The sequence below is a fragment of the Xanthomonas nasturtii genome, from assembly GCF_001660815.1.
Classification (GTDB): domain Bacteria; phylum Pseudomonadota; class Gammaproteobacteria; order Xanthomonadales; family Xanthomonadaceae; genus Xanthomonas; species Xanthomonas nasturtii.
The window spans coordinates 86,641-105,617 of sequence record NZ_LYMI01000067.1; the positions used below are offsets into that span (position 1 = coordinate 86,641).

Consider the following 18,977-nt stretch of genomic DNA (forward strand, 5'->3'; position numbering starts at 1 on the left):
AGTGCAGCGTTGCGATGGCTCAGATGACGCCGGTGCTGCTGGTGTCGTCGCGCTTCACACGCGGCGGCAGCGGCTGTTCGCCATGCACCAGGAACCACACGTTCTCGGCGATGTTGGTGGCGTGGTCGCCGATGCGCTCCAGATTCTTGGCCATGAACAGCAGGTGCGTGCATGGGGTGATGTTGCGCGGGTCTTCCATCATGTAGGTGAGCAGCTCGCGGAACAGCGCGGTGTACTGCGCATCCAGGCGCGCGTCTTCATCGCGTACGCGAATGGCCGCATCGGCATCCTTGTTGCGGTACGCCTGCACCGCCTCGCGCACGGCATCGGCGGCCATCTGGCCCAGCGCACGCAGGCCCACGGTCTGTGGCAGCGGCGGCGCGGAGTTGAGCGCGATCGAGCGCTTGGCGACGTTGGCCGCGTAATCGCCGATCCGTTCGATATCGGCCGGAATACGCAGGCCGGCCAGGATCTCGCGCAGATCGCGCGCCATCGGACCGCGCAACGCCAGGCGCATCACGTCGTGGCTGATCGCATGCTCCAGCGCATCGATCGCTTCGTCGTTGACCACGATGCGATGCGCGGCGTTGTCGTCGCGACGCTCCACCACATCCAGCGCGGCTTCCAGCTGCGCCACCGCCGTGTCGCCCATGCGCACGATCTCGGCGACAAGACGGTGCTGCTCCTCGTCGTAGCTTTTGACGATATGGTCGTTGAGGTGCTGGTTCATCGTGATCTCGATTCGTGGCAGTGGTGGATGTCCGCCGTCACCTCGGCGACAGGGCACTTGATGTCACTGGCGTGCCGGGCGGTGCGACGGAACTGCGTCAATGCTGCGGTGTGCTGGTGCGGCTTACATCAGCCGAAACGACCGGTGATGTAGTCCTCGGTCTGCTGCTTGGACGGCTGGGAGAAAATCGTTTCGGTGCGGTCGTGTTCGATCAGGTCGCCCAGATACATGAAAGCGGTGTAGTCCGACACGCGCGCGGCCTGCTGCATGTTGTGGGTCACGATCACGATGGTGTATTCGCGCTTGAGCTCTTCCACCAGCTGCTCGATGCGGCTGGTGGAAATCGGATCCAGCGCCGAGGTCGGTTCGTCCAGCAGCAGCACGTCCGGGCGCAATGCCACCGCGCGTGCGATGCATAGGCGCTGCTGCTGGCCACCGGACAGACCCAACGCGCTTTGCCCAAGTTTGTCCTTGACCTCGTCCCACAGCGCGCCCTGGCGCAGCGCCTGCTCGACGCGGTTCTGCATGTCGGCCTTGGACAGTTTTTCGTGGTGGCGGATACCGTAGGCGACGTTCTCGAAGATCGTCATCGGGAACGGCACCGGCTTCTGGAACACCATGCCTACCTTGCTGCGCAGGCGGTTCATCGGATACTTGGGCGACAGGATGTTTTCGTTGTCCAGCAACACCTCGCCGCGCGCTTCCATCTTCGGGTACAGCGCGTAGATGCGGTTGAAGATGCGCAGCAAGGTCGATTTGCCGCACCCCGAAGGCCCGATCAACGCGGTGACGCGCTTTTCCGGGATCTCGATATTGATGCCCTTGAGCGCGTGGTACTTGTCGTAATAGAAATCCAGATTGCGTGCGGCCACCTTCACCGGCGCCTTCGCCGTCGGCGCCCCCTTGGCGGCCAGAACAGCGATGCGATGCATCGGCTTGGCGTTTTGGAGATCGTTCATGTCGGGTGTCCGGAAGGAAAGGTCAGTCATTGGAGATCTTGTTGCGCAAGAGCAGGGCACGTGCGCCCAGGCTGACCAGCAACACGAACACGGTCAGCACCAGCGCGCCTGCCCAGGCCAGGGTCTGCCAGGTGTCGTACGGGCTGCCGGCGAACTGATTCATGATCACCGGCACGCTGGCCATCGGCTGGAACACGTTGCTGTTCCAATACTGATTGCCGAAGGCGGTGAACAGCAACGGCGCGGTCTCGCCGCTGATGCGGGCCAGGGCCAGCAACACGCCGGTGACGATGCCTGCCGAGGCGCTGCGGTAGAGCACCTGCACGGTGACCTTCCACTGCGGAATGCCCAGCGACAATGCCGCTTCGCGCATCTGCGCCGGCACCAGCCGCAGCATTTCGTCGGTGGTACGCACCACCACCGGCAGCACGATGAACGCCAGCGACAGCGCACCGGCGAATGCAGAGAAGCGCCCGCCGGTCTGCATCACATACAAGGTGTAGACGAACAGGCCCAGCACGATCGATGGCGCAGAGAGCAGGATGTCGTTGACGAAGCGCACCACCAGCCCGGTCTTGCGCGCATTGCCGTACTCGGCCAACCAGGTGCCGGCGGCAATGCCCAGCGGTGTGCCGATCGCCAGCGCCAGCCCGCACATCACTGCGCTGCCGAAGAAGGCATTGAGCAATCCGCCTTCCTGCATGGGTGGCGGTGTCATCTTGGTAAACAGATTGAGGTCGATGCCGGGCACGCCCTTGGACAACAGCGTCCACAGGATCCAGGCCAGAAAGAACAGGCCGAACAAGGCCGTGACGCACGACAGCAGCAACGCAATCGCGTTGGTCACCCGGCGGCGGTTGTACAACGATTGCGACACCGAAGCGGCGGACATCAGTTGCCCTCCCGACGCGACAGCTGCATCAGCATGAAGCGCGCGATCGCCAGCACGATGAAGGTCACGATAAACAGCACGAAGCCCAACAGCAGCAGCGCCGACCGGTAGGTCTCGGTGGCCTCGCCGAAATCGTTGGCGATCAACGCTGCGATGGTGGTGCCGGGTTCCAGCAGCGACGGCGACAAGCGCACCGTGTTACCGACCACAAATGCAACTGCCATGGTTTCGCCCAGTGCACGCCCCAGGCCGAGAAACACACCGCCGATCACCGCCGAGCGGGTGTAAGGCAGCACGATGTCCCAGCTCACTTCCCACTTGGTCGATCCGAGCGCGTATGCCGATTCCTTCAGGCGCGTGGGCACGGTCAGGAACACTTCGCGCATCACCGAGGAGATGAAGGGAATCACCATGATCGCCAGCACGAAACCTGCGGTCAGCAGGCCGATGCCCAGCGGCGGGCCCTGAAACAACGGGCCGATCAGCGGCAGCGTGCCCAGGTGATCGTTGAGCCACGGCGTCACGTGCTCGGTCATCACCGGTACCAGCACGAACAGGCCCCACATGCCGTAGATGATCGACGGAATGCCGGCCAGCAGTTCGATGGCGGTGCCGACCGGGCCACGCAACCAGCGCGGCGCCACCTCGGTGAGAAAGAACGCAATGCCGAAACTCACCGGTACGGCGATCAGCATCGCAATCAACGCGGTGACCAGGGTGCCGTAGATCGGTGCCAGCGCACCGTATTTGTTTTCGACCGGATTCCAGTCGGCGGAATAGAAGAAACTCAGGCCCTGTGCCTGCAGGGCATGGCGTCCGCCCCACAGCATCGACAGCGCCGCGCTGCCGAGCGCCAACAGGACGAAAACGACCGTGGCGGCCAGCGCGAGCTTGAACAGGCGATCGGCGCGTGCATCGCGCAGGTCGCGGCCGCGTGGTGCGGTCATCGCTTCGGGAATGGCGGTGGCATTCATTCGATTGGACTCGTCACCCGCGCAACGGCGGGAGCGTGAGACAGCAGGAACGGCGAGGCACCTTCAGGTACCTCGCCGCAGCGCAGCCCTCCGCATGGGCGGGTGCAGGGCATTACTTGAACTCGCTGCCCCAATAGGCTTCGATCTGCTTCACCAGCTCCGGCGGCAGCGGCACGTAGTGCAATTCGCTGGCCTGGGCCTGGCCGTTTTCCAGCGCCCACTTGAAGAAGTCCAGCGTCGCCTTGCTGCGCACGGCGTCCTTGGGCTGCTTGTGCATCAGCATGAAGTTGGTGGCCGTGATCGGCCAGGCCTTCTCGCCCGGCGCATTGGTGATCACCAGGTTGAAGTCGCGGGCATTGGCCCAGTCGGCACTGGCGGCAGCGGCGGCAAAGCTGTCCGCATTCGGCTCGACCCACTGGCCGGCCGCGTTCTGCAGCGAGGTGTACGGCATCTTGTTCTGCAGCGCATAGGCCAGCTCGACGTAGCCGATCGAGCCCTTGATCTGCTGCACGTACGAGGCCACGCCTTCGTTGCCCTTGCCGCCGACGCCACCCGGCCACTGCACCGAGGTGCCTTCGCCGACCTTGCTCTTCCACTCCGGGCTGACCTTGGACAGGTAGTTGGAGAAATTGAAGGTGGTGCCCGAGCCATCCGAGCGGTGCACCAGGTTGATCTTGGTGGCCGGCAGGGTCACGCCGGGATTGGCCGCGACAATGGCCGCGTCGTTCCACCTGCTGACCTTGCCCAGGAAGATATCGCCCAGCAGTGCGCCGGTCAGGCGCAGCTTGCCCGCTGCGATGCCTTCCAGATTGACTACCGGCACCACGCCGCCGATGGCGGACGGGAACTGGCCCAGGCCGGCCTGCTGCAATTCGGCGCTGTCCAGCGGCTTGTCGGTCGAGCCGAAATCCACCGTGCCGGCCTTGATCTGCGCAACGCCGCCGCCCGAACCGATCGACTGGTAGTTCACCTTGTTACCGGTGGCGGCGTTGTAGTCGGCCGACCACTTGGACACCAGAGGGTAGATGAAAGACGCACCGGCGCCGGAGATCTCGGCGCTCTTGCTGTCGCCAGCGGTGGCACCCGCGGTCGGCGAGCCCTTGGCGGCGTCGCCGGACTGCGCATCCTTGCCGGGCGAGCACGCGGCCAGGGCGAGGGCGATGGTGAGGGACAGGGCGGTCAGGCTGGCCGACTGCAATTTCATGGAAGCTCCGAGGCTGGATTGGCCGGGGGGTCCGGCAGACCACGCTATGAAATGATGTTTTTGTTACACGTGCATGACAGTGCCTTCTGGCGAAGGCATCACAAAAAAAGACGCGGACCGCGGAGGGCTTGCACCCTCCGGGATCCGCGTCCCGGGGCCGACGCCGGGGAGAGAGACGGCGTCGGTCCTGACTTGCTGCGTCTCTGCTGCAAAAGCGGCAAAACACGGCATATCTTGGTCAGCTGGCGCGGAAGGGGCAGGGTGTCGACATCGACAACGCGCTCATTCCCGTCAGGGCATTGCCTGCCCCGCTGCGCCACTGGTTAGTCAGCTCTTAGTGCGGCAGGTTCTTGGCCCAGTACGCCTCGATCTGGGTCACCAGGCTGCCCGGCAGCGGTACGTAGTCCAGTTGCCTGGCCTGCGTATCGCCCTTGCTGTAGACCCAGCGGAAGAAGTCCAGCGTGTTCTTCAGGCCGGCCGGGTTCTTGGGCTTCTTCTGCACCAGGATGAAATTGGTCGCGGTGATCGGCCAGGCGTTATCGCCGGCCGCATTGGTCATCAGCAGATAGAAGTCCTTGCTGCTGCCCCAGTCGGCGCTGTTGGCAGCGGCGGCGAAGGTTTCATCTGACGGCTGCACGAACTTGCCGGCGGCGTTCTTCATCGCGGTGTAGGTCATCTTGTTCTGCAGCGCGTACGACAGCTCGACATAGCCGATGCCGCCCTTGATCTGCTTCACGTACGCAGCCACGCCTTCGTTGCCCTTGCCGCCAATACCGGTCGGCCACTGCACGGCAGCGCCTTCGCCGACCTTGCCCTTCCAGTCCGGGTTGACCTTGGACAGGTAGTTGGTGAAGTTGAAGCTGGTGCCCGAACCGTCGGCGCGATGCACCACGGTGATCTTGCCGTCCGGCAGCTTCATGCCTGGATTCAGCGCGGCGATCGCCGGGTCGTTCCAGGTGCTGACCTTGCCCAGGAAGATGTCGCCCAGGGTCTTGCCGTCCAGCTTGAGCGCACCGGCAGCGATGCCCGGTACGTTGACCACCGGCACCACGCCGCCAATCACCGAGGGAAACTGCGCCAGGCCGGCAGCGGCCAGTTCTTCCGGCTTCAGCGGCGCATCGGAGGAGCCGAAGTCCACGCTGGCCGCCTTGATCTGGGCAATGCCACCACCCGAACCGATCGATTGGTAGTTGACCTGCTTCTTGGTGGCGGTGTTGTAGTCGGCCGACCACTTGGACATCACCGGGTAAATGAACGACGCACCGGCGCCGGTGACATCGGCAGCCTGGGCGCACAGTGCCAGCGCGGCGGCGAGCACGCCGACGGCCAGACGGGTCTTGAAGGAGTGGATCACGGAACAGCTCCAGTAGGGTTGAGGTCAGGACGTCCCGCAGGCCTGCCATTGCAGGGCAGGGGCATGACCGCGCGGTGTCGAAGAGATGACAGTGCAGTGACGCGCAAGCGCGGGCGCCTGCTGGATCGAGCGCCGCGCGGAGGGTGCCGGGGATGCTCAGCAAGCTCCCCCGGCGGCCAGCGCAGCGGATGGCTTACCAATAGAACTGCGCGCGTGCTTCGATGATCGACGGGTCGTCGTCCACCAAGCGCCGGGTGGCGCTGTTGTAACGCGTGCTTTCCACTTTCGCGTAGTTCAGTGCGAACTTGAAGTTGGAGCGCCAGTACCAGTTGGCACCGATCGTCCACACATCCATCTTGCCGCCCAGCACGCCGTCCACGAACGGGGTGGTGCCGTTGGAGACCAGGTGGCCGTCGTTGAGGTCCAGGGTGTCGTAGCGCACCGCCAGCTGCCACATCCCCGAGGCCGGTTCGTTCGGCAGCGGGGTGGTCGGCACGCCGGCCTTGTAGCTCCAGGTCTCGCCGGTGATGTTCCAGACGCCGCTGACATACCAACCGTCACTCTTATAGTCGTCGGCGTTGTTGCCGATGCGCTTGGCGTTCTCCTGAAACAATTCGCTCTGCAGCTTGAACGGGCCGGTGATCCACATCGCCTCGGCACCGGCCACGCCCACGCTGTCCACGTTGGTGATTGCGCCGCTGTCGATCAGGCGCACCGTGGTCAGGTCGGCGTCGGGGCGCGCACGCAGGCGCAGGGTGTCGTCGTCGGTGTCGTAACCCAGGTAGCTGACGCCGACGTGCAGCACGTTGCCGCTCTCGTTGATCGGCGCCCAGGTGCCGCGCGCGCCGTAGCCACTGCCGTGGGCCTGGTTACGGGTCAGCTCGCGGCCGAATGCACTGGCGGTCACGCTCCAGTTGTTGTCGCCCATGCCATAGGCCACGCCCAGCCGGCGCGAGATGCCGTAGGTATTGGTCACCGCGGCCTTGGAGACGAAGTCGTTATTCTTGGTGCTGGACAGTTCTTCCAGGCTGTTGGGTTGCTTGAACTGGCCGATCTGCAGGTAGTTGTTCGCGTTGCCGCCGAACTTGTACTTGACGTTGTTGTCGAGGAAACGGCCGGTACTGCGAATGGTGGTGCCGCGGATGGTGACTTCCTTCAGCACGCTCGGGTCGTAGCCGGCCACCCATTCAAAATTGCCCGGGCCCCTGCCCTTGAGCACCAGCTCGGCACGGCGGATGCTGAATTCGGAATCGTCGCCGTTGGCGCCGATCGGGCCGTTGAGGTCCTGCACATCGTTGTGGAACCAGTTGCCGTCGGCCTGGACCAGACCGTCCAGCGAGATCTCCGAGCCGCCGATCACGTCGACGGCGATTTCAGCGTGTGCGGCGGGTGCGGCTAGTGCCAGCAACAGGGCAGAGCCGAGCAGGGTAGGAGAACGTTTCATGTGTGCCTTGCAACCCGAGAAAGTGAGTGCAGGCTATGGCGTGAAAGTTGCGTTAATGTGACAACTTCGCACCGCGGTAATTCGATATTTTTGTCAATGAAGACAAACATTTACGTGTGTTTGGTTTTTGTCACTGCGTGTCATGAGTCTGAACGAAGACCGCGTTATGACAGTTGTAACAGCGTACCTGCGTCACGTAGTGGCGAGCTCAAGCTTATTGCAACCTGAACTACTGTCGTCAATCCAGGGCCAATCAGCTGCTTTGTGCGTCGCACCACTTGCACATGGTTGTTTAAAATTGTTACTTTCGAGGCCATGTTTCCTCGATTCCTCCAATTGCTGCTGGTCGGCCTGCTCGCGCTCACCGCGTGGTCGGCAGCCAGTGCACATACGCGCATCCACGATGCGTTTGTGGGCGACGGCTTGGCGGTGATGGTGGATGCTGGCGAAGAACGCGATGCAGCAAAAGATCCGCAGGACAACGGCGATACACAGAGCCAAGTCGATACACAGCCTGCAGACGATATCCCCTTGCTCTCCCAAGCATGGCCGATGCTGGCGCGGTATTCCCCGTCTTGGCACGCGCATCACGCGCCGGCAAGTCAAAAACGCGATCTGATCCCACAGTTGCGCCCTCCAACCGCACTGCTTGGCTGATCCACGCTGTCGCTGTACCCGGTGCGTTGCGCGCCGGATTTCCGATTGATTTGTTTGTCTTTGCAATTCGCGGTTTGCGCCGCGGACGGCTATTCGTTGCCTAGAGGAATCTCCCATGGAAAGTTTGCTAGAAGGTTTTCGTCATTTCCGCAAGGAAGTGTATCCGCGCCAGAGTGCGCGTTTTCAGGAACTGGCTGGCGGCCAAAGCCCGCACACGCTGTTCATTACCTGCGCAGATTCGCGCGTCATGCCGGAGCTGATCTTCTCCGCGCAGCCAGGCGAATTGTTCGTCTACCGCAATATCGGCAACGTGGTGCCGCCGTACTCGCAGCATGTCAGCGGCGTGGTGGCGGCTATCGAGTACGCCATTGCGGTACTGGGCGTGCGTCACATCGTGATCTGCGGCCATACCGACTGCGGCGCGATGAAGGCCGTGCTCAAGCCGGAGTCGCTGGAAGACGTGCCCTCCGTAGCGGCGTGGCTCAAGCACACCGATGCGGCGCGTCATGTCACCGCGCATCACGGCCATGATCCGCACAGCCAGGAAGCGCTGAGCTGCATGACCGAAGAGAACGTGGTCTCGCAGCTTGACCATCTGCGTACGCAGCCGGTGGTGGCGGCGCGTCTTGCCGCAGGCACCTTGCGCATCCATGGCTGGATCTACGATATCGCCCACGGCGAGATTCGCGCCTTCGATGCCGAGAAGGGTGGCTTCCGTCCGTTGTTGGCGGACAACACCCCTGAAGCCACCCCACGCCCGCGACTGCAGCAAGTCGTGCGCGCTGAACTCGCCTGACGGAGCCCACCATGAACACATCAGGTATCGGCGGATATTTCCGTCAGGGACTGTTTGGGCGCGATTTATTGGCGTCTGTGGTGGTCTTCCTCGTCGCGCTTCCGCTGTGCATGGGTATTGCGATCGCATCCGGCATGCCGCCGGCCGCAGGCCTGATCACCGGCATTATCGGTGGTCTGGTTGTTGGCTTTCTGGCGGGTTCTCCGCTGCAGGTGAGCGGGCCGGCCGCCGGCCTGGCTGTGTTGGTGTTCGAACTGGTCCGTGAGCACGGCGCCGCTGCGCTTGGTCCGGTGATCCTGGTCGCCGGTGCAATTCAGCTGGTTGCCGGCCTGTGCCGCGCAGGTGTGTGGTTCCGCATGACATCGCCGGCCGTGGTGGCCGGTATGTTGTCTGGTATCGGCATCCTGATCGTGGCCTCGCAGGCACACGTGTTGATGGACGCCGCGCCCAAGGCGCGCGGTCTGGAAAACTTCGCCGCATTGCCCGCCGTGTTGTGGCAGGCGATCAGCGAAGGCACCGGCCGCACGGCGTTGTTGGTGGGTCTGGGGACGATCGGCATCATCCTGGCATGGGACAAGCTGCGTCCACAGCGTCTGCGCTTCCTGCCCGGTGCGTTGATCGCGGTGGTGGCAGTGACGGCGACCGTGCAGTTGCAGGGCCTGGACGTCAACAAGGTCGACGTCCCGACCAACCTGTTCTCTGCGATCAGCATCCCCAGCATTTCCGACATCTTCGGCGTGTTCAACCACACGCTGCTGGTCTCGGCAGTGACCTTCGCCTTCATCGCCAGCGCTGAAACCTTGCTGTCGGCGGCGGCGGTGGACCGCATGCATCAGGGTGCACGCACGCAGTACGACCGTGAGCTGGCGGCGCAGGGCGTGGGCAACATGCTGTGCGGTTTTCTGGGTGCGTTGCCGATGACCGGTGTGATCGTGCGCAGTGCGGCCAATGTGCAGGCCGGTGCGGCGACGCGTGCATCGACCATCCTGCACGGCAGCTGGTTGCTGGTGTTCGCCATGCTGCTGCCGTGGCTGCTGCGGATGACGCCGGTGGCGTGTCTGGCCGGCATCCTGGTCTACACGGGCGTGAAGATGATCAAGATCGGGCAGGTCAAGGAGCTGGCGACCTATGGTCGTGGAACGGCTGCGATCTATCTGGCCACCACCTTCGCGATCGTGGCAACCGACCTGCTGACCGGCGTGCTGATCGGCTTCGGTCTGTCGTTGTTCCGCCTGGCACTGCATTCCTCGCGTCTGAAGGTCGAAGTGCGCGAGCACGCCGACAATAAGGACGAGATGCATTTGACCCTGCAGGGCTCGGCTACCTTCCTCAAAGTGCCGGCCATGGCGCGGACGCTGGAAAGCGTGCCGCCGAACACTGCACTGCATCTGGATGTGGCCAAGCTGCACCACGTCGACCATGCCTGCATCGAGTTGTTGCGCGATTGGAGCCGCAATGCGGCGTCGCGCGGCTGCGAGCTGGTGGTGGACTGGAAGGAGCTGGAGCGACGTGTCGAAGGGCGGCCAACGGTGGAACGCGCACCGGTGGAGCCGCATGTCGAGCGGGCGAAAGCTGCGTAAGCTGTTGTAAACGCCCGGCGTTCGCGCCGGGTGACCCCCATCGTGACCGGATGATGCATGGCGCCGAAAGACGCATCATCCGGTCACGATTTTTTTTGAGCGGGGAATCGGGAATCGGGAATCGGGAATCGGAAAAGCTTGCGGCCGCGCGTTTGCAGCGTGGGGATCAAGCTCTTTGCCGCGCCGTTGCTCCGTTGCAGCCCTGCTCCGATGCCACCGCTGCATCAGCTCCTGGTTTTTGCAGGGCGCTCCGGGGCTGCCTGGGTCTTGTCGCGATAGCGGCATAGATCGTGGATCACGCAGCCTGGGCAATCGGGTTTGCGTGCCTTGCAGACGTAGCGGCCGTGCAGGATCAGCCAGTGATGCGCGTCGTGCAGAAACTCGGCAGGAATCACTTTCACCAATTTGTCTTCGACGGCGCGTACGTCCTTGCCTGGCGCAAGGCCGGTGCGGTTGGAGACGCGAAAGATATGCGTGTCCACGGCCATGGCGGGCTCGCCGAAGGCGGTGTTGAGCACCACGTTGGCCGTCTTGCGGCCGACGCCGGGCAGCGCTTCCAGCGCGGCGCGGTCGTGCGGCACTTCGCCGCCGTAGCGTTCGAGCAGAATGCGGCAGGTCGCAATGACATTCTTTGCCTTGGCGTTGAATAGCCCGATGGTGGCGATGTAACGCTTCAGGCCTTCTTCGCCCAGATCCAGAATGTCGCGCGGTGTGTTGGCCACCGGATACAGCTTGCGGGTGGCCTTGTTGACGCCGACGTCGGTGGCTTGCGCCGACAGCAGCACGGCGATCAATAATTCGAACGGGGTGGTGTATTCCAGCTCGGTGGTCGGGTGCGGATTAAGTTCGCGCAGGCGCTCGAACATCTCCTGGATCTCGGGCTTGCGCATGCTGCTGCCACGCCGTGCCGGCGGAGTTGCCTGCGTCGCGTTCATGGCTGCGCTCCACCGGCGGCTTTTGCCTTGGCGCGCGCCAGGATGGCAGCGGCCAGCGGCGGCAATGCCGGTGCTGCCGGCTGGCTGGGCGCCGGGGCGGGCGCCCTGCGTGCATCGCGTTCGGCGGCGCGGCGTTGCAGGCGCGCGGCACGTGCGCGATAGCGTTCGCGCGCCGCCCAGGCGTCGCGCAAGCGCCGTTGTGTAGCCAGCAACGTGGCGCACACCTGCGCGCAGTCGGCGTCCAGGGCGTCGTGCTGCGGGTCGGGCAGGTACGCCATCAAGCCGAGCGCCAGCGCACGGTCGAGATCGTCGGCCACCACACAATCGAACAACTGCAAGGGCAACGGACGCAGTGCCGGGATGGGGTCGAGCGTCATGGCGATGTCAGCGGTTGCTGAAGTGGGCAGGGCGCTTGTCGAGAAACGCGCGGGTGCCTTCGCGCATGTCGTCAGTGGCGAATAACAGCGCAAATTGCGCGGTTTCCAGTTGCAGGCCTTCTTCGATGGCGCATTCGCCACCGAATATCACCGCATCCAGGATGCCGCGCAGCGCCAGCGGTGCAGCGGCGGCCAGGCGGTGTGCCAGCGCGAAGGTTTCTTCCTGCAAGGCGTCCGCTTCGACCACACGATTGAGCAGGCCCAGTTGCAGTGCGCGCGCTGCGTCGATCGGCAGGCCGAGCAGGCACAGTTCCAGCGCTGCGGCACGCCCGGTCAGGCGCAGCAGGCGCTGGGTGCCGCCGAAGCCGGGGATCAGGCCGAGGTTGATTTCCGGCTGTCCCAGGCGCGCGGTGGCCGCGGCGATGCGCAGATGGCAGGCCATTGCCAGCTCCAGCCCGCCGCCCAGCGCAAACCCGTTGATCATCGCGATCACCGGCTTGGGCATGCGTTCGATCCGGCGCATCAGCCGCTGTCCCAGCAGCGAGAACTCGCGGCCCTGGATCGCCGACAGGTCGCTCATTTCGGCGATATCCGCGCCGGCCACGAAGGCCTTGGGGCTGGCGCCGGTGAGAATCACCACACGCACATCTTCAGCAGCGGCGGCATCCTGAAACGCCTGATCCAGGGCCTGCATGGTCTGCTGGTTCAAGGCGTTCAGTTTGTCCGGCCGGTTGACCGTAATCGTCCGGACGCTGGCGTGATCGGCGATCAGAATGACGTGATTGGACATGGGAACCCTTGCGAACGTAAAAAATTAGTAAATACGGAACTTCCGAAAGCCTTGCTGGTCATAGCTTTCGTGATAAGTAGCGGTTCGGTATCGCGGCCGCTATCCTAGCGCGTCATCTCAGGCGGCAGACCCGTCCTGTGCCACCACCCTGGAGAATTGTTTGATGAAGTTGCGTTCTATCGCGGTCGCTGTGGCGGCCCTGGCCCTGACGGGCAATGCACTGGCCCAGGACACGACGTCCGAGAAGGGCAAGTTGAGCTACTACTTCGGCTATGACTACGGCAATAACCTTGCCGAGCTCACCGGCCGCGGCGAGCAGCTCGACATCAACTCGGTGGTAAAGGGTCTGCAGGACGCCTATGCCAAGAAGCAGCCGGCGATCACTGCCGACCAGCTCAAGCCGGCGGTTGAAGCGTTCCAGAAGCGCGAGCAGGGCCGTGCCCAGCAGGCCAAGGCCGAGTACGACAAGGCCGCTGCGGCCAACAAGACCAAGAGCGATGCGTTCCTGGCCAAGAACAAGAGCACCGCTGGCGTGCAGACGCTGCCGAGCGGCGTGCAGTACCGCGTGATCGAAGCCGGCAAGGGCGCCAAGCCGACCCAGGCCAGCACCGTGCAGCTGGAAGTGGCCGGTCCGTTCCCGTTCGGCGACCGCGAGAAGGCACGTCCGGCGCAGCAGATTCCGGCCATCAAGGTCAGCGAAGTCGAAATGCAGGCCATGCGCGACACGCTGCTGCAGATGCCGGCCGGCTCGAAGTGGGAAGTGACCCTGCCGCCGGAAAAGGCCTACGGTGCCGACCCGCGGACCCCGTTCCCGCCGAACGTGGCTGTGCAGTTCGAAATCAAGCTGGTCAGCGTCAAGTAATTGCACTCGATGTTGCGACGACAACGCCGGCCATCAGGCCGGCGTTGTCGTTTTGGTCGACCGATTGCCCGAAGAGAACGATGAAACGATGCAATTGCCGCAGGATCCAGCGATGAGCGGCATGGATGTCGAACCCGAAGCTGATGCCGGTCGTCTGCCTAGCCCGTGTATCGGTGTATGTTCGCTGGACGCGCAGTCGCACTGTGTCGGCTGCTTGCGCAGCCTGGATGAAATTGCACGCTGGATGAGCATGAGCGACGCCGAACGCCAGGACTATCTGCATACGGTGCTGCCCGCACGCGCGCTGGCGGCGCGGCTGCCCGAGTACGCGCAGCTGAAACGCGCGCTGTATCCGCTGGACACCGCGCCCGACGGGCCGGGCTGGAATCATGCCGAACTGATCGATCTGACCGATGGCGACGCCTCTGCCGAGGCGGCGGTGCTGTGCGGGCTGGTGCCGCGCGAACAGGGCACCACGGTGCTGCTGACCCGACGCACCGACAGCCTGCGCCATCACGCCGGGCAGGTCAGCTTCCCGGGTGGGCGCATGGAGCCGTCCGATGCCGATGCCGCCGCGGCCGCGCTGCGTGAGAGCTGCGAAGAGATCGCGCTGGGCGCGCAGCAGGTGCATGCGGTGGGTTATCTGGATCCGTTTCTGACCGTGAGCGGCTTTCGGGTGACGCCGGTGGTGGCGGTGATCGACCCGGCATTCGTGGCGGTGCCGCAGCCGGACGAGGTGGCCGACGTGTTCGAAGTGCCGCTGGCCTACCTGATGGACCCGGACAATCTGCGCAGCGTGGAATTGGAATTTCGCGGGCGGCCGCGCCGCGTGCTCGAATACGACTGGCCTGCGCACCGCATCTGGGGCGCCACTGCGGCCATCCTTCTGAATCTTCGTCGTCGCCTGGAGCAGGTTGCATGAGTGCCGATCCGAACTGGACCACGCTGGTCGATGCCGCCACGCTGGCCGCTACGTTAGAGCATCCGCAGCTACGACTGCTGGATGCGCGCGCCGCGCCACCGACCGCACCGGACCCGGATGCGGCGCGCAAGGCGTATGCCCAGGGGCATCTGCCCGGCGCGCATTACGCCGATCTCGACCACGACCTGGCGGATCTGTCGCGGCCAGCGCTGGGGCGGCACCCGCTGCCGCACAGTGCTGCGTTTGCCCGACGGCTGGGCGAATGGGGCATCGATCCGCACAGCCAGGTGGTGGTCTACGACGCCGGCGATGGCAGCATGGCGGCGGCACGCGCCTGGTGGATGTTGCGGCTGATGGGGCATCGCCGGGTGGCGGTGCTGGATGGCGGGCTGGCCGCATGGCGCGCCGCGGGGTTTGCAGAAAGTATCGAGACGCCCGCGCGCGGCGACGGCGCCGCGTATCCCGGCAGCTTCGATCCGGCTGCAGTGGTCGATGCCGAGCAGATGGTGACGCGCTTGCAGCAGGCCCCAGGCTGGTTGCTGGATGCGCGCGCGGGCGAGCGCTTTCGTGGCGAGGTCGAGCCGATCGACCCGGTGGCCGGGCACGTGCCGGGTGCGGTGAGTCGCCCGTTGGGGCTGAGCCTTCGCGATGGCCGCTTCAAGCCTGCGGACGAATTGCGCGCCGAGTTGTCTGCATTACTCGGCGCGTATCCGCCCGAGCAGGTGGTGGTGATGTGCGGATCCGGGGTGACGGCGTGCCATCTGCTGCTGGGATTGGAAGTGGCGGGGTTGTCCGGCGCGCGCGTTTACGCCGGTTCCTGGAGCGGTTGGTCGCAGGATCCGGCGCGACCGGTCGCGACCGGGGCCTGATTACAGGCACAATGGCTGCAGGAATGGTGGCCTGTGGGGACGCAGGTTCGCTGCGCGGAGCGCAGTTTCTTGCAGTGCTGGGTGAGCGATGCGGTTGCAGTTTCGGGTGGGCGCGCTGTGCGTCGCGGTGGGGTTGATGGTTGCCTGTTCGGCGCGGTCGACTGCCGATGCCAACGATGCGCCTGCTGCCCGTGGTCGAAACGTGGTGCAGCACGATGCCTATCGCATCGCGCTGGAGCGTGCGCGGGCGGAGCGATTGAAGCAGCTGCGCGCGCCCGATGGCTGGTTGAGCTATACCGGTTCGGGCCGCGTGCGCGCCGGTCAGTACCGGGTAGGGAGCGACCCGCGCAGCGATATCGTGCTGCCTGCCGGCCCTGCGCAGCTGGGGCTATTGACGTTGGATGCGGCAGGGCAGGTGCGATTTCGCGCAGATGCCGCCGCGTCGGTGGCGCTCGATGGGCGCCGCATCGATGAGGTACGGCTGGAACCGGAGCGGTCAGGGCAGCGCGGCGACCGCCTGGACGTCGACGGACGTCAGTTCTATCTGGTGCAGACCGGCACCCTGTACGGATGGCGTTTCCGCGACCCATCAGCGCCGGCACTGACGCAGTTCGCGGGGCTGGACTATTTCCCGACCGATCCGCAGTGGCGCATCCAGGCGCAGTGGCAACCGTATGCCGCGCCACGCGTGACCACCTTGCTGACGTCGATCGGCACGCCACTGACCGTGGACGTGCCCGGAGAGGCGGTGTTTTCGCGCAATGGTCATGAATACCGTTTGCAGCCGCTGCTGCAGGAGGATGGCCAGGGCCTGTTCTTCCTGTTTGCCGACCGTACCAGCGGCAAGGAAAGTTATGGCGGCGCGCGTTATCTCTATACCGCGCTGCCCCGCGATGGTCGGGTGCTGCTCGATTTCAATCTGGCTGAAAATCCGCCGTGCGCACTGACGCCGCATGTGGTTTGCCCGATCGCATCGCCTGAAAATCGACTGGATGTGGCGGTGAACGCAGGCGAAAAAACCTATCGCGCAGCGGAGCGCTGAGCGCGATGCAGCGGTGCGCGGTGCGCGGCTTGGAAGGTGTTTTTTTCGCTGCTTAGTCAGTGCAATCGATCGCTGTCGTGCAGGTGTTCTTTTTTCGAAAGATGGAATTGGCGCGCAAGCTGAATCACTTAGCGCACCACTGCGCGCGCGACCCGATGCGATCGAACGTGGCTGGAAAGCAGCAAGCAGTCATCGGTTGGTGGCTGGCGGTGCGCCTGGGTTGAGCCGTACGCGTGGTACGCGGCCGCTGCCGAGCCCCGGTTACTCGGCCTGGGTGCCGTGCAGTAGTTCCGTGAGCCACACGGATCCGACGCTGCCATCACGCGTCTGACGTGTGCACGCGTTGCGCAGTGTCTGAGTGTTTTCTAGCGCGAGGAGTGCGACCAGCGCACTGCCGCTTCGATGCGCGGCCACGGAAATAACGGGCCGGGGTCGAGTTTGCGCTGAATCTTGCGCGAAGGATCGTCGCTGGCCGCTTCCTGGGTGGTATCCAGCGCCTGATGCCCGGCGATGCGGCGCACCGAGGGCAGCTGCTGCTGCAGCCACTGCAACAAGGTGATCAGCGCGGTGATCTGCGCTTCGGGGTACGGCTCGGTCATGTCCTGATGACGCGAATCCAGCCAGTGCGGATAACGCCCGCTGTTGACCAGTTCGATGCCCAGCGTATGCGGGTTATGCCCGCGCACATGATGCGCAACGCGCTCCAGGGCAACGTATTGCTGGATGCTGCCGTTGCGATCGAGGTAGTAATGCCCGCTGTTGCCGGTGCCGCTGTCGTAGAGCACGCGCTCGCCGTATTCGCGCGCCATCGCCATGTCCGGCAATTCGGTGCAATGGATGACCACCATGTCGATCTGGGTGAGCGCGCGTCGCGCCAGGCGCGATTCGTAGGACAACGGCGCGTAGGTGATCGGTGGCGACGGCAGGACGGCATCGGACATGACGCGAATGCTAGCATTCGACGATGGCTTTGAATCCCGACAGCCCTTTGGGCAAATTGATGGCGACGCTGCCGCAGACCGGTCAGGTGACCTGGATCGGCGTGCGTCCGGCGCGTGACGTGGCGATGCTGGAGGTGGATGCAGCGCAGGTCACCACTGGCATTGGCCTGGTGGGAGACCGCTACAAGGGCGGCAGCGGCAAGCGTGGTGTGACCCTGATCCAGGCCGAGCATCTGCCGGTGATCGCAGCGCTGGCAGGGCATGCGGCCATCGCGCCGGCCACGCTGCGGCGCAATCTGGTGGTGTCGGGCATTCCGTTGATCGCGCTGAAAGGGCGGCGGTTTCGGATCGGCGAGGTCGAGCTGGAAGGTACCGACCCGTGCGACCCGTGTTCGCGCATGGAAGATGCCTTGGGCGCGGGCGGCTACAACGCGATGCGCGGCCATGGCGGGCTGTGCGCGCGCGTCCTGCGCGGTGGCGTGCTGCGCATTGGCGATCCGGTGCAGGCGCTATGAGTCGCGGGCATTGCATCCTCTCGCATGGCTTCGAAAGCGGCCCGGACGCCCTGAAAGTGACCGCGTTGGCGCAGGTGGCCGAGCAGCTGGGCTGGACTCACGAACGCCCGGATTACACCGACCTGGATGCACGCCGCGAGGTGAGCACGCTGGGCGATGTGCATGGCCGGCTGCAACGCCTGCTGGAGATTGCGCGTGCGGCCGCCGACAAGGGGCCGTTGGTGCTGGTCGGCTCGAGCCTGGGTTCTTATATCGCCGGGTTGGTGTCGTTGCAGGTGCCCACCCGCGCGTTGTTCCTGATGGTGCCGCCCACCACGATGGGGCCACTGCCGGCGCTGGACGCCGCCCATGTGCCGATCTCGATCGTGCATGCTTGGCGCGACGAACTGATTCCGGCCGCCGATGTGATCGCCTGGGCGCAACCGCGCGGCGCACGCTTGTTGCTGGTCGACGACGAACATCGCCTGGCATCGCATGTCGACGCTTCGGCCCGCGCGTTCGCCGAACTGTTGCAGAGCCTGTGATGCGCATGCCGATGCCGATGCGCGCGACCGGCCGTGGCGCGTGGGACTGCCGATGGACGTCTTGATCCGCGAAGCCACCGATGGCGATGCCGCGGCCATCGAGATCCTGACGATGGTCGCGTTCATGCGCGCCGAGCATAGCCGCCACGACGAGCAGCACGTGATCGCCGCCTTGCGCCAGGACGGCGCACTGGTGTTGTCGCTGGTGGCCGACCACGACGGCTATGTGGTGGGACACCTGGCGGTGTCGCCGGTAACGTTGTCCGACGATTCGCCCGGCTGGTTCGCGCTCGGCCCGCTGGCGGTGGGGCCTGGGCACCAAAAACAGGGTCTGGGCACGCGGCTGGTGCAGGCGGCGCTCGCCAGCCTGCGCGAGCGCGGCGCGGCAGGTTGCCTGGCGCTGGGCGAGCCGGCGTTCTTCAAGCGGTTGGGCTTTGCGGTCGAACCCGGCCTGGTGTTGCCCGATGTGCCCGCATCAGAACTGCAGGCGCTGGCCTTTGGCGACCGTCTGCTGCCGCTGGCCGATGTGTCTTATCACCCGGCATTCGGGTTGGGTTGAGCGCCGCCTGCATGCGCTCGGTCTGCTGCGCGGATGTCGCCGCTGGAGCTG

General features: G+C 64.7%; 22 protein-coding genes. 11 read left to right on the forward strand and 11 right to left on the reverse strand.

Going from position 1 to position 18,977, the window contains the following annotated elements; genetic code table 11:
- Positions 1-19 precede the first annotated feature (19 nt).
- The 7 genes from phoU to A7D16_RS18995 form a co-directional block, all read right to left on the reverse strand.
- Positions 20-730: a phosphate signaling complex protein PhoU gene (gene phoU / locus A7D16_RS18965; protein ID WP_064634787.1), complete on the reverse strand. Its 711-nt coding sequence runs from the start codon at positions 728-730 to the stop codon at positions 20-22.
- 128 nt (positions 731-858) lie between these two features.
- Positions 859-1,689, reverse strand: coding sequence for a phosphate ABC transporter ATP-binding protein PstB (pstB, locus tag A7D16_RS18970; RefSeq protein WP_064634788.1), 831 nt, complete (start codon positions 1,687-1,689; stop codon positions 859-861).
- Positions 1,690-1,711: 22 nt separating this feature from the next.
- Positions 1,712-2,581, reverse strand: coding sequence for a phosphate ABC transporter permease PstA (pstA, locus tag A7D16_RS18975; RefSeq protein WP_064634789.1), 870 nt, complete (start codon positions 2,579-2,581; stop codon positions 1,712-1,714).
- Positions 2,581-3,555 (reverse strand): phosphate ABC transporter permease subunit PstC, encoded by a 975-nt coding sequence (gene pstC, locus A7D16_RS18980; protein ID WP_064634790.1) that lies wholly within the window; start codon positions 3,553-3,555, stop codon positions 2,581-2,583. The genes pstA and pstC overlap by 1 nt, the downstream gene beginning before the upstream one ends.
- Before the next feature lie 112 nt (positions 3,556-3,667).
- Complete coding sequence (pstS, locus tag A7D16_RS18985) at positions 3,668-4,759, reverse strand: phosphate ABC transporter substrate-binding protein PstS (protein ID WP_064634791.1); 1,092 nt, start codon at positions 4,757-4,759, stop codon at positions 3,668-3,670.
- 334 nt (positions 4,760-5,093) lie between these two features.
- Positions 5,094-6,113, reverse strand: a complete 1,020-nt coding sequence (gene pstS, locus A7D16_RS18990) for a phosphate ABC transporter substrate-binding protein PstS (RefSeq protein WP_064634792.1) — start codon at positions 6,111-6,113, stop codon at positions 5,094-5,096.
- Positions 6,114-6,306: 193 nt separating this feature from the next.
- Complete coding sequence (locus tag A7D16_RS18995; protein ID WP_064634793.1) at positions 6,307-7,557, reverse strand: OprO/OprP family phosphate-selective porin; 1,251 nt, start codon at positions 7,555-7,557, stop codon at positions 6,307-6,309.
- Between the two features lie 336 nt (positions 7,558-7,893).
- On the opposite strand from A7D16_RS18995, the gene A7D16_RS19000 reads away from it, so the two are divergent.
- The 3 genes from A7D16_RS19000 to A7D16_RS19010 all read left to right on the forward strand — a co-directional run bounded on the left by A7D16_RS19000 (position 7,894) and on the right by A7D16_RS19010 (position 10,590).
- Complete coding sequence (locus A7D16_RS19000) at positions 7,894-8,214, forward strand: hypothetical protein (RefSeq protein WP_193395488.1); 321 nt, start codon at positions 7,894-7,896, stop codon at positions 8,212-8,214.
- Positions 8,215-8,329: 115 nt separating this feature from the next.
- Complete coding sequence (locus A7D16_RS19005; RefSeq protein WP_016902474.1) at positions 8,330-9,010, forward strand: carbonic anhydrase; 681 nt, start codon at positions 8,330-8,332, stop codon at positions 9,008-9,010.
- A gap of 11 nt (positions 9,011-9,021) precedes the next feature.
- Positions 9,022-10,590 carry a SulP family inorganic anion transporter gene (locus tag A7D16_RS19010; RefSeq protein WP_064634795.1) on the forward strand — a complete coding sequence of 523 codons (1,569 nt, stop codon included), beginning with the start codon at positions 9,022-9,024 and terminating at the stop codon, positions 10,588-10,590.
- 224 nt (positions 10,591-10,814) lie between these two features.
- Here A7D16_RS19010 and nth read toward each other — a convergent pair whose 3' ends face one another.
- The 3 genes from nth to A7D16_RS19025 are packed head-to-tail and all read right to left on the reverse strand — an operon-like array spanning position 10,815 to position 12,692.
- On the reverse strand, positions 10,815-11,525 hold the full coding sequence (nth, locus tag A7D16_RS19015) for an endonuclease III (RefSeq protein WP_064634796.1): 711 nt from the start codon (positions 11,523-11,525) through the stop codon (positions 10,815-10,817).
- Positions 11,522-11,902, reverse strand: coding sequence for a hypothetical protein (locus A7D16_RS19020; RefSeq protein WP_064634797.1), 381 nt, complete (start codon positions 11,900-11,902; stop codon positions 11,522-11,524). Before A7D16_RS19020 ends, nth begins: the two co-directional genes overlap by 4 nt.
- A gap of 7 nt (positions 11,903-11,909) precedes the next feature.
- Entirely contained in the window at positions 11,910-12,692 is a 783-nt protein-coding gene (locus A7D16_RS19025; protein WP_064634798.1) for an enoyl-CoA hydratase-related protein, read from the reverse strand.
- 163 nt (positions 12,693-12,855) lie between these two features.
- Between A7D16_RS19025 and A7D16_RS19030 the strand changes: the two genes are divergently transcribed.
- The 5 genes from A7D16_RS19030 to A7D16_RS23575 all read left to right on the forward strand — a co-directional run bounded on the left by A7D16_RS19030 (position 12,856) and on the right by A7D16_RS23575 (position 16,611).
- The gene (locus A7D16_RS19030) at positions 12,856-13,554 is read left to right on the forward strand and encodes an FKBP-type peptidyl-prolyl cis-trans isomerase N-terminal domain-containing protein (RefSeq protein WP_004429231.1); all 699 of its coding nucleotides are present in this window, start codon (positions 12,856-12,858) and stop codon (positions 13,552-13,554) included.
- Between the two features lie 112 nt (positions 13,555-13,666).
- Positions 13,667-14,476, forward strand: a complete 810-nt coding sequence (locus A7D16_RS19035; protein WP_064634853.1) for a CoA pyrophosphatase — start codon at positions 13,667-13,669, stop codon at positions 14,474-14,476.
- Positions 14,473-15,345 (forward strand): sulfurtransferase, encoded by an 873-nt coding sequence (locus A7D16_RS19040; RefSeq protein ID WP_064634799.1) that lies wholly within the window; start codon positions 14,473-14,475, stop codon positions 15,343-15,345. Before A7D16_RS19035 ends, A7D16_RS19040 begins: the two co-directional genes overlap by 4 nt.
- 88 nt (positions 15,346-15,433) lie before the next feature.
- Complete coding sequence (locus tag A7D16_RS19045) at positions 15,434-16,387, forward strand: DUF1684 domain-containing protein (RefSeq protein WP_064634800.1); 954 nt, start codon at positions 15,434-15,436, stop codon at positions 16,385-16,387.
- Positions 16,388-16,464: 77 nt separating this feature from the next.
- Positions 16,465-16,611: a hypothetical protein gene (locus A7D16_RS23575; protein ID WP_161945042.1), complete on the forward strand. Its 147-nt coding sequence runs from the start codon at positions 16,465-16,467 to the stop codon at positions 16,609-16,611.
- 141 nt (positions 16,612-16,752) lie between these two features.
- On the opposite strand, the gene A7D16_RS19050 is transcribed toward A7D16_RS23575, so the two are convergent.
- Positions 16,753-17,328 (reverse strand): N-acetylmuramoyl-L-alanine amidase, encoded by a 576-nt coding sequence (locus A7D16_RS19050; protein WP_064634801.1) that lies wholly within the window; start codon positions 17,326-17,328, stop codon positions 16,753-16,755.
- 23 nt (positions 17,329-17,351) lie between these two features.
- Here A7D16_RS19050 and A7D16_RS19055 point away from each other — a divergent pair, with 23 nt between their 5' ends.
- From A7D16_RS19055 to A7D16_RS19065, 3 genes are read left to right on the forward strand one after another with little or no spacing between them, the layout of a single operon-like run.
- Complete coding sequence (locus tag A7D16_RS19055; RefSeq protein ID WP_064634802.1) at positions 17,352-17,843, forward strand: MOSC domain-containing protein; 492 nt, start codon at positions 17,352-17,354, stop codon at positions 17,841-17,843.
- Positions 17,840-18,367 (forward strand): YqiA/YcfP family alpha/beta fold hydrolase, encoded by a 528-nt coding sequence (locus tag A7D16_RS19060; protein WP_064634803.1) that lies wholly within the window; start codon positions 17,840-17,842, stop codon positions 18,365-18,367. The genes A7D16_RS19055 and A7D16_RS19060 overlap by 4 nt, the downstream gene beginning before the upstream one ends.
- A gap of 52 nt (positions 18,368-18,419) precedes the next feature.
- The gene (locus tag A7D16_RS19065; RefSeq protein WP_064634804.1) at positions 18,420-18,926 is read left to right on the forward strand and encodes a GNAT family N-acetyltransferase; all 507 of its coding nucleotides are present in this window, start codon (positions 18,420-18,422) and stop codon (positions 18,924-18,926) included.
- Positions 18,927-18,977 lie beyond the last annotated feature (51 nt).